We start from the raw sequence: 15534 nt of genomic DNA on the forward strand, positions 1-15534 counted from the left end.
AATTATTCGGTTGCAATACAAGAAATTTCAACCTGTACGTTTGCCGGCAAACTTTTTACTGCTACTGCTTCGCGTGCCGGTGGATTCTCTTTAAAAAATGTTCCATAAACCTCGTTAATGTCGGCATAAAAAAACATGTCGGTCATAAAGATGGTACATTTAACCACATCGCTGTAATCAAGTCCTGCCTCTTTCAAAATCACTCCAATGTTTTCCATTATTTGCTGCGTTTGGGCCTTAATGCCTCCTTCAACCAGTTTACCACTTGCAGGGTCGATCCCTATTTGCCCCGAAACATATAAAGTTCCGTTCGATAAGGTGGCTTGACTATAAGGAGCTAAAGGTTTTGGAGCATTAGAAACGTTTATTATTTTTTTCACCTTTTAAGTTTTTTGATAAACAAATTTAGGGTTTTTCTTTTCAATTCTTGTTGCTGTAACAGTTTTATCGTTGTAAGCATATCAAATTTGGATGAACAGCATATTCTTTATGATGTTTATATTTTAATATTTAATCCAAGTTAGAATAGGAGCGAGGTAATGATTCTAATATTTTAATCGCTATTTTTAATAAAAAAGGTTTTTAGCATTGAGAATCAAGATTCAATACGGCTATTTAAAGATGAATATTAATAATTATCTCGGTGGTCTTTCTTTTTATCGAGTTTTAAATCTTGTAATACAGAAGCTTTAACATTAAGTGAAAAACTCCAACTTTTATAGTTCCCTAAAGGAATCCAATTAAAACTCATGTTCCAGCAGTGTAAATCACGGAGTATTCTCAAATCAATATAAGCAATTTTTTTATTTTCAAAATCATAATCGGCCCTGTATTCCACTTTCCATTTAGGAGTTACACTCACATTTCCACTTATACCCAATGTTTGAACTATTTTTGACTCCTTGTCTTTTTCAAAATTTTGATATTTGTTGGTATTGGAATAGTTAAAATTATAATTGATATTCAATTCCCAGGGAATGGTCCAATCAATATAATGTTCAGGATGGTCGTTAATATTTCTTAACTCAGCTTCAGATGCTGTTTTTGAAGTCCTTTCAGAAATTTCTCCTTCACCCTCTTTGGCCCCGTCTGCACCCGATCCTTTCATTTTAGATTTTAATTTTAAGGTCAATCCAAAGCGCCACGATGAATTTTCGGGTCGAAACAGTTTTTTATGAGCTTTCCATTCGAATGTGTTTATTGGTCTTCCTGCTGAATCTACTGCATAAAGGTTCCAGGAGCTTGCATAATTTAAATCAAGTTTATCAAACAATTTAGTATTTCCGCTCATCGAAATTGGCGCCCATTTCAAGGAATCTGCAACAATATTATATGATGTACTGATATTAAAACTCCTTATCAGCACAATTTTTTTAGTACCGGTAATGGTGTCTTTTTTTGAACGTACTTTTATTTCAAGGTTATTGCCTATGCTAAAATTTATATTTCCCTGTTTTCTGCTCGGAGATGTACCAAAAAGATTTCTTTCATAATAAGAGTATTGAGTGCTGTCCGTATGGTCATTATTTTTATAATAATAATCATAATAACCATAACCGGGTTTACTAAAATCAGGCTGATAGCTAAAGCCAATAGAAGGTGTGACAACATGGCGAATGGCACGCAAGGCACTGGTTTTTTTGAAATCGACCTGTCCGTAAACCGTTGTTTGAATATTGGCAGAAACGCTATAATCAAATACATTGTAAAAACCGGGTACAGTATCTGATTTCAAATAGCTTGTATCTTGACCGTTGGTCAGTGTTTCAGTTACACGGTTTTTTTCTATCCTGCTAAAATAGTTTCTATTGTTAAACTGTGCGGTTGTATTAAAATTAAAAACTTTTAGAATTTTCAAATTACTACTGATGGGAATGGAGTGTTTTATTCCATTTTTTATTTGAGGAAACATTTCAGGTTTAAACAATAGGGAATCAGCAATGGAAACTTCGTTTTTTGCATTCATGCTATAGCTCATACTGATATTATCGTACCATTTAAATTGCCCTGCTTTCCCTTTTTTCCTGAACGGATAAAATTGATTTACAGAAAAACTCATATCGGGTAAGGTCATAGTTACCATTTTATTCAGTGTATTTTGGCTATGACTTGCTCTCATTGTAAGCGGGTATTTACCGGCTATTTTAGTTTGATACGAAATACTTGATTGAAATGTATTAGCTAGACGATCGGCTGTTGTTTGTGGGTTATATGAGTTGAATTTATTACTTACAATATTTACATTGGCCGAAAATGTGCTATTTGGACGTGCTTTGGCATCCTGACTGTGTGACCATTTGATCGAAAAATCTTTACTTTTATTTTCATTATCTTCGCCTGTTATATTGATTGCATAACCAAGATCAAGAGAACCTCTGTATTTATATTTTTTAACGTAGTTCACAACAGGTTTGATGGCCCAGCTCCCCCTGGAATAAATATCCCCGGTAATCTTAAAATCAAGATAATCGTTTATGGCAAAATAGTATCCTCCATTTTCAAGAAAAAATCCACGATTGGCTGATTCACCATATCTTGGCATTAAAATACCCGATCGTTGTCCTGTTTTGTTCGGAAACATTCCAAAGGGTATGGCCAATGGCGTAGAAACGCCTTCTACTACAAGATAAGCCGGACCGGTAACTATCTTCTTTCCGGGAATAACTTTTGATTTATTGAAACGAAATTCAAAATGGGGATGCTCAATATTGGAACAAGTAGTAAACGAACCATGACTCACGTTTATTTCATTATTAGCCAGTTTCATAATTTCATTGCCGTGTAAAAATCCTTCTCCATCTTCAGTAACAACATCTTTTATAAAACCTTTTTTGGTTCTATAATTATACTTCATGAATTTCGATTTATAGGCTTTTTCATCTTCGGTGAAAACCGGATTCCCAACAAGCACTCCGGCAGAGTCTTTGACCCCTTCGGCAATCAATTCATTTGAATTAAATTCGATGCGGATATAATCCGCATCAATTTTAATTTTGTCGTAAACAATTTTTGCATCTTCATACATGTGAACCCTGGAAGTGTTCATCTCAAAACGGATGGAGTCTTTTGATTCGTATTCAACATTTGCACCCAAACCAAGGTTTGAAGTTCTGGAAATAATAGTATCGGCAAGATCACTTAGCTTTTGCACTAAAGTGCTATCCATACCATTTGTAATTTTTTTAACAATGGTATCTTGAGCATAGGATGAAACACCCATTAATAAGGCAAAAATCAGAGTTAAAAAAGCCTTCCAGTAGAAGCCTGTTAATAATTTGGCAAACAATTTATAAATAGTAATTATGTTTATATGTTATTTTTGTTTGAATGATGCAGCAAAGATTGTAAAAACTATGCAAATGTACTTATCAAATCTATTAAAATAAAACCTAATAGATGAAACGAATCATTTTTATTTTAATTATTAGCTTTTTAGTATTTTTTATAACAAAGGTATCACCGGCTCAAACGGGCCGTGCATTGAGAACTGTAGTAATTGATGCAGGACATGGAGGACGGGATCCCGGGGCCATTGGAAAAAATTCACGTGAAAAAGATATAAATCTGGCTATCGCCCTTAAACTTGGGAAACTTATTGAGAATAATCTTCCGGAATTACGCGTGATCTATACTCGTAAAACGGATATTTTTATCCCGCTTCATCAGCGTTCAAAAATTGCAAATGATAATCAGGCAGATTTTTTTATTTCAATTCATTGTAATTCTAATCCTTCATCAAAAATCTATGGGGCCGAAACTTATGTGATGGGCTTACATAAAAGCCAGGATAATTTGGAGGTCGCAAAGCTTGAAAATTCATCAATCTTGAAAGAAGAAAATTATTCTGACTATTATGAAGGCTTTAATCCAAATTCAGCTGAGGCATACATCATTTTTAGTTTATATCAGAATGCCTCTTTGGACCATAGCCTTGATTTAGCATCAAAGATTCAGGATCAATTTAAAGCTTTGGTTGGTGTTCGGGATAGGGGCGTTTTACAAGCAGGTTTTTTGGTCTTGTATCGAACCACTATGCCTGGGGTTTTAGTTGAAACTGGTTATATCAGCAATATCAGCGACGAAAAATATTTAATGTCCAAAAACGGGCAAAATTTTATTGCATCCGCTATTTATAGAGCATTAAAGGAGTATAAAAACGAACAGGGAATCCAATCGGCAAAATTAACTGATAACGCAAGTAAAAAGAAGATTGAAACCACTCAATCATTAGTAGGAGTGTTATTCAGGGTGCAAATTGTAACGTCAAGTACCAAAATAAATTTGAATTCAAAACGTTTTAATAATCTTAAAACCCTTTATGAATATCAGCATAATGGAATGTACAAATATTGCACTGGGGAAAGTAATAGTTTTAGTAAAATGGATAAGCTAAAAGTGGAAATGCAAAAAGAGGGATTTAAGGATGCTTTTGTGGTAGCTTTTAAGGACGAACTCAGAATTTCAGTTAGTGAAGCAAGAAAGCTTACCGAAAAATAATTAACTTTGCATAAAATAATTAGGTTGTGAAAATGTCTCGCGAAATAAAAGTTGGTATATTATTCCTTGTTAGTTTAGCCTTCCTGATATGGGGTTATAACTTTTTAAAAGGAAAAAATATATTTAAGAAGGAGCGCGTTTTTTATGCTGTTTACAATGAAATTGACGGATTAACCAAATCTAATATTATTTCGATTCAAGGATTAAAAGTAGGACAGGTAAATGATGTTTATTTTGATCAAAAACATATTGGGAAAATTATTGTTGAATTAGCCATTTCAACCGATTATCCCATTCCAAAAAATTCAATAGCCAGAATTTTTAGCTCCGGACTGATGGGATCGAAAGAAGTAACCATTATTATTGGTGATCAAAAGGAATTAGCCTTAAATGGGGATACCCTTTTATCAGACATTGAAGGTTCATTAAAAGACGAAGTGAACCGTCAGGTTCAGCCATTGAAGAGAAAAGCAGAAGAATTAATGAGTTCCATTGATTCAATGGTTACTATTTTTCAAACTATTTTTAACAGCAATGCCAGAAACGACCTCGCAAACAGTTTTGATAATATTAGTAAAACATTGCATAATCTTCAACATTCTTCATCGAAAATGGATACGCTTATTACCGATGAAGCTGATAGATTGTCTTTGATTATAGGCCATATTGAATCGATAAGTAAAAACTTGGATGAGAATGAAGGTAACATTACCAATATTCTTGCAAATTTCTCAAACATCAGTGATTCGTTGGCGAAGGCAGATGTTGTAGGTACTTTTAGTAGTGTCAATAAATCGATGGACGATTTACAACAGATTATGCAACGAATTAGTAACGGTGAAGGGACGGTTGGAAAACTTTTGCAGAATGACTCACTATATTTTCATCTTGAAAAATCAGCCTCCGATTTAAATCGTTTACTTGAAGACATTAAACTTAATCCTAAACGCTATGTTAAGATTTCGATTTTTTAATCTTTCCTAAAAATATCGTTTTTGTTAAGTGGCCTTTTTGTGATCAACCACATAAATCCTTTCAGCTTTCTATCTTCTCCAACAAGTCCTGTTTCTGTAAAAAGGGTCATTTTAGGTTGCTCCACATAAAGTATTGACTGGGGCTTTTTATCTTTAATAAGTATAACCATGTTGTTTGCTATAGCTTTATTGATTCCTATTAAACTCTGGGTTTCCTCCTCCCGAACATAATATATCGTCTCTGAATTCCCATCGACATTAATTCTCACCAATTCATTTTGACTGAAATACCCGATAACATTTCTCCCTTTAATTTGATTAAATTGAGTGGTGTCTTTTTCTTGGGAGTTAATAAACGCATTGTTGAATAAAACCAAAGAATCAAGTTCCTGATTTGTGATAAAGATTTTGATAGAATCACTTGTTAGCTGGTTTTCGTCCGACCATAAAACAGGGTTTATCATCATATTAATAACGGAATCATTTACTTCATATATTAAAGAATCACAGGCGCCCTGTAAAGTCTTTCTAAAAAACTTAACCCCACGGAAAGCATATAGTCTTTCGGCGGCATTTGTGGTATCAAATTTTAAGCGAAGTGTATCGGAATGAAGAAAAAGTGAATCATTCCCATCAACAATAATAGCGAGAGCACTATCTGTTGCATAAGCAAATCCATTTTCCTTAAAATATTCAATAAAATCACCCTGAATTACAACATCTTTTTCTTCATCAACAAGCACAGCATTTTTAAATACTTGTCCAAACCCGGATGCTTTCTCATAATAAATGGAATCGCCGGTTAAAAGATGTTGTTTGTGCTTAACCATTGCTTCCCTTTTAAGGCCGGTAATACCATTTTTTGTGTCGGAGGAACCCCGGTAAGCAAACATGTAATCATCCTTTCCGGTTAGTGTTGTCGGCCCCAGAAAATATACAATTTCGGTCTCGGAATTATAACGCATTGTATCGGCCTTAATGACATAATCGGGAGTTGTAACCACTACACTATCCCTGAAAAGGAACTCGTCCAGATCAGTATAATAAAAACCCAGCCTGCTCACCATTACATTCCTATCATCAACAATTTTCCCGTGTTGGTTATAGTAGGCAGTCTTTGTATATCGGTTATAGGTTGCATAATTGGTGTATAGCGTAGCCCGATTGTCAATCAAAACAACATTATCGAAAACCTCTCCAATTTTTGTTTCTCCATTGTAGTAAATTTTATCACCAAAAAGCTCAACTGAATCCCCCATTAGCATGTGCACATTTCCATAACCGTCAAAAGTGTTTAATTCCAGGTCCAGGACGGCACTATCACAATAAAGCGTGCTTGTATCCTGATACATCACTACATTGCCAATTAATATATTAATCGTTTTTCCATCAATATTTCTGCCAAGCATTCTGTCTTCCTTATGCCTGATTCTTGTTTTTTGAGCTAATATTCCGTTGGAAATAAGCAATAAAGAGAGGACAAAAAGTCTTAAAATTAATATCTGATTATGATGCCTCATATTAATGTGTTTTTACTGATTACAAATGTACTTAATTTTATTCGCCCTTCTTCAATTCAAATTCTAATCGATAAAAATCACAATCCCGTGTAATAAAATTACCTGAATTTCAATCGGGTGATTAGAAGCAACTATTAAAATCACAGATCAAATAAATATTGTAATTTCTCCTCTGAAAAAAACCGAATTATTGCAAGTAATCACCTCTTCAGTTCTGATATTATCCGTACATTTGGGGTTCAAAAAATGATAATTTTTACACCTGATTGAAAACGAATGAAGCAGACTAACAGCCAGGAGAAACAGCTCAATAATCAATTCGACCCGATAGAGAACTATCAAAAAAGTTACGAAAGGGTTGGTTATGTAAAACGAAAAGACGCCAATCAGGAAACCTACGATCGCATTGGTTTTATGTCGGGCCTAGAGGTTCATCAGCAACTATTGACAAAAAAGAAATTATTTTGTCATTGTCCGGCAGGAGTTTATCATAAAAGTGCTGATTTTGATGCTGAAGTTATCAGGCACATGCGCCCGACTTTAAGCGAATTAGGTGAATATGATGGTACCGCTTTGATGGAATTTAAAACCAGAAAAGAGATTGTTTATCGACTAAAACATGAAACAACTTGTACTTATGAGGTGGATGACACGCCACCGTTTCCTGTAAATAGAGAGGCTTTGAATATAGGGATTGAGATATCATTGCTTTCAAAACTAAACATTGTTGGTGAAGTTCATATTACCCGCAAGCAATATTTGGACGGAAGTATCCCGACCGGATTTCAACGAACCTGTATTCTTGGGGTTGAAGGTGAACTTCAATTGAAAAATAAAAAAATCCGACTTATTCAGCTTAGCCTGGAGGAAGATTCATGTCGCGAAATATCTGACATTGGCCACACCCGAATTTATAAAACCGACCGATTAGGAATGCCCTTGATTGAGACGGTTACTTATCCCGACATGGTTAACCCTGCTGAGGTTAAAGAAGTTTGTGATTATATCCGTTTTTTGAATAGGAGTACCGGAAAAGTAAGAACCGGAATTGGAGCGGCCAGGCAGGATGTCAATGTTAGTTGTAAAGGAGGAACAAGGGTTGAGTTAAAAGGTGTAGCCCACACAAAATGGATTCCCGAATTGACACATAACGAATGTTTCAGACAATGGGCGTTACTGCAAATTAAAGATGAATTGTTAAGTCGTATTGCACATCCTGAAAAATGGAAACCAACTCACGAGTTTTTGAAATTTCATTCTTTCAAATTTACACATAAGCCAATAAAAGAGGCAAAAACCTTACATCATAAAATTGTAGCCGTTAACCTGCCAAATTTTAAAGGGATTTTATCACATTTTACGCAACCGGGTAAAATGTTTGCAGATGAAATAGTTGAACGATTAAAAGTTGTAGCTTGTTTGGAACATCCAAATAATACCCATTCTGAATCTTTCGAAGGCCATATTTCAAATAAAGACTATGGGCAAATCCGAATCCTTTTAAATTCAGGTGAAAATGATGCTCAATTAATATTCTGGGGTCCTGAGGCTGATATTAAAACCGCACTTGAAGTGATTGAGGAAAGGTGCAAAATGGCTTTTCAAGGTGTTCCGAATGAAACGCGAAAGGGATTAGAAGGCGGGATTTCTATTTTTGAAAGAGTACTTCCGGGAGCTGATCGTATGTATCCCGATACAGATTCTGCACCTATTCCTTTAAAAAATGAAGACATTGAAGAATTAGGCAAAAATCCACCATCCGATATCATTGATCGCTATCATCAGTTAAAAAAATGGGAAGTTCCTGAAGATAATTATACGTATATCTTCAAAAAGAATTTATTCTTATTGATGAAGTCCATCATCGAAGATTTAAAAGTTAATCCACGATTTCTTGGATCATTTTTAGGTCAAAAGCTTAAATATGTTGAAGGTCATGTGCGACCTGCCGATGCATTCAACTACCCCAAAATATATGACCTATTTAAGTTTTTAAAACAAAATGATTTAAAAGTTGAATTAGCTAAGCGAATGATTGCAATTGTTTATGAACATCCAAAAATGGATTTTGAATCGGTACTTGAAATCATCAATTATAAAAAGGTAACTGCCGAGAGCATCTATTCTCACATCTTGTTTTTAAAAGAAAAATTTGCTGAAATAGGGATGAATCACACTCCTGAAAATGAAGTAAACTGGATCATGGGCGAATTAAAAAATGTTGCCATAGGGAATATAGAAATGACGGACCTGGCAATTCGAATCAGAGAAGCTAAATAACAGCATTAAAAAATTATTGAATGAGCGAAGATTTTTTTCAAGGATATAAAGGAGCTTCTTTAGAAATATTGAAGAAATACAATTGCAGGGTTTGGGGACAAGCAACTGTCGAAACCACCCGTGGAACTTTTAATGGAACTGTTTTGCCAAGATCGGAAAATGATGACGACCAACATATTGTCATGAAAATCATAACCGGTTACAATATTGGAATTGATATCGTAACCATCACATCGATGAAGGAAACCGGGTATAAAAAAGCCAATTACAAAATTCCTGAAAAGGAATTCCCTTATACAAAAGGATTGCCTAAAGTAAAATTATTCGGGACAGGCGGAACCATTGCTTCACGATTGGATTATCGGACAGGTGCCGTTATTCCGGCATTTTCACCGGGCGAACTTTATGGAGCCGTTCCTGAATTAGCGGATATTTGTAATCTGGAAACAGAAAAAATATTTGCCGTATTCAGTGAAAATATGGGGCCAAAACAATACATGGCGCTTGCAACTGCTATCGGTAAAGAAATTGAAAATGGAGTGGACGGAATTGTAATTGGACATGGTACCGACACCCTTCATCATACCGGTGCGGCATTGACATTTATGGTTCAGAACTCACCGGTTCCGATCGTTTTGGTTGGTTCTCAACGATCTTCTGATCGTCCCAGTTCCGATGCTGCCTTAAATCTAATGCATGCGATGACAGCAGCCGGACATTCTGATATCGCTGAAGTCATGGTATGTATGTTTGGTCCTACTTCTGATGATTATGGATTATTGCACAAAGGAACCAGGGTTCGTAAAATGCACTCCTCCTATCGTTCTACATTTCGCACCATTGGTGATACTCCATTGGCAATGATCAATCGTAAGGGTGCAACAATGATCAAAAAAGAATACAAACATCGTCGCAAGGATAAAAATGTGACGATACTACCTTATTTCTCGGATAAAGTAACTATGCTGTATTACTATCCCGGTATGAAAGCTGACACATTGGATTCATTGGTGGAAGCAGGTTATAAAGGCGTTATTATTGTTGGAACGGGATTGGGTCACGTAAATAAAGAACTATATCCCGCGATTGAAAGAGCACACGCAAAAGGCGTTCATATGTTTATGACCCTTCAAACTATTTGGGGGTTTGTTCATATGTTTGTTTATGATACAGGAAGAGACATGATGGCCAAAGGAATTATTCCTGCAGGGAATATGTTACCGGAGGTTGCATGGGTAAAGTTGAGCTGGATTCTTGGTCAAACAGAAGATCCTGCCGAGGTAAAACGCATGATGCTAACTCCAATCAACGATGAAATTACCGAACGTGAGCCTTATAATGGATATTTGGTTTATCAGGGTGGCGTTTCGGAGGTCGAAGATTTTATAAAGAAAGTGCACAAGTAGATGTCATTTATGACAGGATAAACAATGGCTATAATCCAGAAAGTAGATCTTTAATCGTCCGAAAAATACTTAAGCAAACTTCTGTATTTCGACAAAACTTTAGCCCTCGAAACAAATCCAAGGTAAACTCCGTCTTTAATAACTACAATATTAAATTTACCCGAATCCCTGAATTTTTCAACAACATCTTCCATCGATTCTTCGGGATCGATTGTAACTTCAGGAGTTACCATGATGGAGGTAATAAGAGTTGTTTTGTAAAGCTCAGGTTTAAAAATAATTTTACGGATATCATCCATCCTGATTATTCCGTAAAGGCGATTATCCTGATCAATTACAGGGAAAATATTACGGTTCGATTCGGAAATCAATTGAATCAGGTCGCCCAATGTTTGATTGGGGCCAATACTTAAAAAATCCCGCTCAATTAATTTCCCGACTTTCATCATGGATAGTACCGCCTTATCCTTATCGTGGGTAAAAAGTTGCCCTTTTCTTGCCAGCTCATGGGTATAAACCGAATGAGAAAGAAAGATTTTAATGGTACCGTACGATATTGTGGCAGTAATCATCAACGGGACAATTAAGTGATAACCTCCGGTAATTTCGGCAATTAAAAAGATTGCAAATAAGGGCCCATGCAGAACCCCTGCAATTAAACCTGCCATTCCTACCAGCGCAAAATTACCTTCAGGCAGGATCCCTAATCCAAAATAGTTAACCAGTTTTGCAAAAAACAATCCTGCGATCGATCCAATAAACAAGGTAGGAGCAAAGATTCCTCCAATTCCACCTGCTCCAAAAGTCACCGAACTCGCAACTACTTTTAACAAAATAATCATTAAAAACAACAGGAAAATAACCCCCATATTGTCTTTTAATGAATAGAAAACACTTTTGTCGTATAAAAAGTTGATATCTCCCTGAAGGCTTGCATTAATTGAACTGTAGCCCTCACCGTAAAGGGATGGGAAAAAGAAAATGAGAATTCCTAAAATAGAGCCTCCGATCATTAATTTAACATACCAATGCTTTACCTTCACAAATAATCGTTCGATAAAAATGTGAACCTTGGTAAAATATACAGAGATTATCCCTGATAAAATTCCGAGGATGATGTAAAAGATGGTGTTTTTTAGTAGAAAGGTCTCCCTGATTTCGAAGGGGTATAATACAGCCTGACCCAAAAAAAAGTAAGACGAAATAACCGCGGTAACTGAGGCCACTAACAATGGAAGTGCAGAGGCCATGGTTAGGTCCAGCATTAATACTTCAAGCGCAAAAACAATGGCAGCAATTGGGGATTTAAAAATAGCGGCAATAGCTGCAGCTGTAGCCACTCCAATCAATAAAATGATTTGTTTGTAGTTTAAATGAAGCAGGCGGCCAATATTTGAGCCAATAGCTGCACCGGTTGCAACTGTGGGTGCCTCTAACCCTACCGAACCTCCAAACCCAACCGTGATTGTTCCTGCAATAATTGAGGAAAACATATTATGGCGCTTGATAACTCCTTTGTTCTTAGAGATTGCGTAGAGTACACTTGCAACCCCATGTCCGATATCCTGACGGATAAAATGCCTAACAAAAAATACAACAATCAATATCCCGATCATCGGGAATGCCAAATAAAGATAGTTTTCGTACTCGTTGGCAAAATTGCTGGTAAGAAATGAAGAGATATAAGAAGCTGATTTCTTAATGATGATAGCAGCTATGCTTGCAAGAATTCCGATCAGAACACTTGCGATTAAAATGAACTGCCTGTCGTTTATATGCTTCAGGCGCCAAGTTAAGAACCGTTTTAATACCTTATATTTAGTCATTTTAAGTCGGGTGCAAAATAATATAAAATATAATTAGCGAACAATTAATTCATCACTTTCTTTTATCTTAGCCAAATCAAAAGTTAGGTTAGTTTTTAATCTTTCTAAGTAATTAGTATTATGCAAACGTAAAGATAAAAAAGCGATTCGAAAATTTAAATAAAATCTTGTGTCCCTGCTTGCGGCAGGTTGATACTTGAATCTATAATCTTAAATTTTAAAAATGAAAATAATATCATATAATGTAAATGGAATTAGGGCCGCCATGAAAAAAGGTTTTATGGAATGGGTAAATGCAGTAAATGCGGATGTGATTTGTTTGCAGGAAACAAAGGCTCAAGGCGACCAAATCCCTATTTTTGAGTTTGAAGCTGCCGGATATAAAACGTATTTTTTATCTGCGGTAAAAAAGGGATATAGCGGAGTTGCTATCCTTGCCAAAAAAGAACCCGATAAAGTTGTTTACGGAATTGGCGTTCCAAAATACGACGATGAGGGAAGGTTTATCAGAGCCGATTATGGCGACATTTCCGTTGTCAGTGTTTATCATCCTTCAGGATCGAGCGGTGAATTCAGGCAGGCTTTTAAAATGCAATGGCTGATCGATTTTCAGCATTATATAAACGAATTAAAAAAAGAACGACCCCAATTAATTATTTCGGGCGATTACAATATTTGTCATAAACCCATTGATATCCACGATCCGGTAGGGAATAAAAACAATTCGGGTTTCTTGCCTGAAGAACGTGAATGGATTGGGGAATTTATTAACAGTGGTTTTGTTGATTCGTTCAGGGCATTTAATCCCGAACCGCATAATTATACCTGGTGGAGTTACCGGTCAAATGCGCGTGACAACAATAAAGGCTGGCGTATCGATTATCATATGGTAAGTAAAAATTTAAGAGATAAAATGCAAAGAGCCTTGATTTTGCCCGGAGCCATGCATTCGGATCATTGCCCGATTACGTTGGAGATAGACATTAACTAATTAGGGATGTTATTGTATTGGCAATTTGGAAATCCCACAATTTCTTATGGGATTTTTTTACTTTTTCATCGTTTTTTAATGATATAAAAAGTGTATTTTAGTTTTTCATTTACTAAAAACACAACCCATGAAAAAACAGTTTATCTTTCTTTTGGCCCTATCCTTATTCATTTCTTCCAATACCAAACTTAAAGCTGATGCAAAAGAACGCCTTAGCGATAAGGAATTGATTGTTTTAAATGATAGCACCTTAGCTAAAGAATTTTGGGAAAATTTAAAAGCTTTAAAAGGAAAAGCATTTGAAGGACAATTGATGAGCACTCCTGCCAACGATGATTTTGCAGGTAAAAAATTAGTGATGCATGTGCTTTTTGCAGATGATGAAACAATCTTGATTCCATTCAATGTTGGCGATAACCGATCAAGAACATGGATTTTGAAATACAAAAACGGCAGGATTGAACTCAAACACGATCACCGACATGAAGATGGCAGCCACGATAAACAAACCATGTATGGCGGAACATCAACAAATTCAGGAACGTCCAATATGCAAGTATTTCCGGCCGATCAAGAAACTGTTTCAGTAATTCCTGCTGCTTTTTCAAACGCCTGGTGGATTACTGTTGACAGCACCGTATACACCTATAACCTTAGACGATTGGGTACAGAAAGGGTATTTACGGTTTCTTTTGATTTAACCAAAGAAGTTGAAATTCCAAAACCTTCCTGGGGATGGGAAAAATTCAATAAATAATTAACAATTAATAATCGACAAATAAAAAACTTCGTAAACGAAAGGTAATGCTGAACAATAATTTCTCCATTAGTTCTCAATTTGATTAAGTTTCATTTACTTAATAAACTGGAGTATAATAAAAAAAGCAGCGATTAACCCAATAACGACCATTGTAATCGGCCTTATTTTAAAGCCCAGAAAGTGGGTGTATCTTGAAAGCCATTTTATTTTTGCAAGTGTAATGGTTTTTAGCGGTTTACGTTATGTGATCGAATAAATCTAATTTACATCCTCATTCGTCTAACAATTTATCAGCAAAACCCAGTCCACAATCTACCATTTATGCAGCTGCGGCTCTATCCATAAATGTTGCTGGACCATCAGTACTTCAATTGCTAGTGTTACAGCAGTAGATCCAGCAATACATAAAAAGTACCTTCAATATATTCTGGCATTAACTTCAAATTCATAAGCTTTTAGAATGTTAGGATACATTTAAAACCCTAAATTAAAATCAGGAATTCAAGGATTTAACGGACAAAAAGTAATACTATTATCAATTTGATGCACAAAATAAATGTATTATTGATAAATTCACAATTATTTCTTCCAAGGTTTTAACTTCAAATAGAAAAAGATACCAATAAGTGGCACAACACAAACAATAAAAATCCAGTAAAAAGGAATTTTTTGTCTTTTAAAATTTCTTCTTAAAATATCTGTTAAGCCATATATACTTGGCAAAAACCCTAATATTCCAACGATGAAAAAGAAGGATTTAGTCATACACTATATTATTAAAGAATTTATTCCAATCACTTTTACCTACTATCCTATTATATAGACTATCATTAATATTATGAAAAGTAGTAGGATAATTATTGATTTTAAAAGGATTGTTGGCTTTATCAATGGTGTAAAATTTAATATTTCTTAAGCCCATAAATTTTTGAAATTCATTTACTTTCTCAACAGCCTCCTCTGAGATAAAATAAAATTTGACTTGATTTGTTTTATAAATTAAGGCATCCAAATCATTAAATTCTTCGACACATGGCTTACACCAGGATGCCCAAAAGTGTATAAAAATATTTTTATTATCAAGGTCAATCTCAATTTCTTTTTGTTTTGAAACACTGTAAATATTTATGAATTTTTGTTTAATCAGGATTTTCGAATTTCGATTTAAAAGCATTATTTGATCAAACTTCTGAATTTTTTTATATACCGAAAATCCAAATGACCCAATTACGGCAATAACGGCAATTATGATTACTAGTTGTATAATTTTTTTCATTGAT

General features: G+C 35.2%; 12 protein-coding genes. 6 read left to right on the top strand and 6 right to left on the bottom strand.

The features are described 5' to 3' along the window. Positions 1-2: 2 nt before the first annotated feature. Together KKG99_01185 and KKG99_01190 are read right to left on the bottom strand one after the other, a co-directional pair. The gene (locus tag KKG99_01185) at positions 3-380 is read right to left on the bottom strand and encodes a RidA family protein (protein ID MBU1011592.1); all 378 of its coding nucleotides are present in this window, start codon (positions 378-380) and stop codon (positions 3-5) included. Between the two features lie 248 nt (positions 381-628). Beyond that, the gene (locus tag KKG99_01190; protein MBU1011593.1) at positions 629-3286 is read right to left on the bottom strand and encodes a hypothetical protein; all 2658 of its coding nucleotides are present in this window, start codon (positions 3284-3286) and stop codon (positions 629-631) included. Between the two features lie 110 nt (positions 3287-3396). On the opposite strand from KKG99_01190, the gene KKG99_01195 reads away from it, so the two are divergent. Both KKG99_01195 and KKG99_01200 read left to right on the top strand, forming a co-directional pair. Next, positions 3397-4497: an N-acetylmuramoyl-L-alanine amidase gene (locus KKG99_01195; GenBank protein MBU1011594.1), complete on the top strand. Its 1101-nt coding sequence runs from the start codon at positions 3397-3399 to the stop codon at positions 4495-4497. Between the two features lie 26 nt (positions 4498-4523). Then, positions 4524-5471 carry an MCE family protein gene (locus KKG99_01200; protein MBU1011595.1) on the top strand — a complete coding sequence of 316 codons (948 nt, stop codon included), beginning with the start codon at positions 4524-4526 and terminating at the stop codon, positions 5469-5471. On the opposite strand, the gene KKG99_01205 is transcribed toward KKG99_01200, so the two are convergent. Continuing rightward, positions 5468-6991: a hypothetical protein gene (locus KKG99_01205; protein MBU1011596.1), complete on the bottom strand. Its 1524-nt coding sequence runs from the start codon at positions 6989-6991 to the stop codon at positions 5468-5470. The genes KKG99_01200 and KKG99_01205 overlap by 4 nt on opposite strands. Before the next feature lie 276 nt (positions 6992-7267). Here KKG99_01205 and gatE point away from each other — a divergent pair, with 276 nt between their 5' ends. Together gatE and gatD are read left to right on the top strand one after the other, a co-directional pair. Next, positions 7268-9271 (top strand): Glu-tRNA(Gln) amidotransferase subunit GatE, encoded by a 2004-nt coding sequence (gatE, locus tag KKG99_01210; protein ID MBU1011597.1) that lies wholly within the window; start codon positions 7268-7270, stop codon positions 9269-9271. Positions 9272-9291: 20 nt separating this feature from the next. Then, positions 9292-10677, top strand: coding sequence for a Glu-tRNA(Gln) amidotransferase subunit GatD (gene gatD / locus KKG99_01215; GenBank protein MBU1011598.1), 1386 nt, complete (start codon positions 9292-9294; stop codon positions 10675-10677). 50 nt (positions 10678-10727) lie between these two features. On the opposite strand, the gene KKG99_01220 is transcribed toward gatD, so the two are convergent. Beyond that, positions 10728-12503, bottom strand: a complete 1776-nt coding sequence (locus tag KKG99_01220; GenBank protein MBU1011599.1) for a chloride channel protein — start codon at positions 12501-12503, stop codon at positions 10728-10730. A gap of 223 nt (positions 12504-12726) precedes the next feature. On the opposite strand from KKG99_01220, the gene xth reads away from it, so the two are divergent. Next, positions 12727-13494: an exodeoxyribonuclease III gene (xth, locus tag KKG99_01225; protein ID MBU1011600.1), complete on the top strand. Its 768-nt coding sequence runs from the start codon at positions 12727-12729 to the stop codon at positions 13492-13494. Positions 13495-13720: 226 nt separating this feature from the next. Then, complete coding sequence (locus tag KKG99_01230; protein ID MBU1011601.1) at positions 13721-14251, top strand: hypothetical protein; 531 nt, start codon at positions 13721-13723, stop codon at positions 14249-14251. A 582-nt stretch (positions 14252-14833) separates the two neighbouring features. Here KKG99_01230 and KKG99_01235 read toward each other — a convergent pair. Together KKG99_01235 and KKG99_01240 are read right to left on the bottom strand one after the other, a co-directional pair. After that, entirely contained in the window at positions 14834-15019 is a 186-nt protein-coding gene (locus KKG99_01235) for a PLDc N-terminal domain-containing protein (protein MBU1011602.1), read from the bottom strand. After that, a complete protein-coding gene (locus KKG99_01240; GenBank protein ID MBU1011603.1) occupies positions 15012-15530 on the bottom strand; it encodes a TlpA family protein disulfide reductase in 519 nt (172 codons plus the stop codon). Before KKG99_01240 ends, KKG99_01235 begins: the two co-directional genes overlap by 8 nt. Positions 15531-15534 lie beyond the last annotated feature (4 nt).

The organism is Bacteroidota bacterium (assembly GCA_018816945.1).
Lineage (GTDB): Bacteria > Bacteroidota > Bacteroidia > Bacteroidales.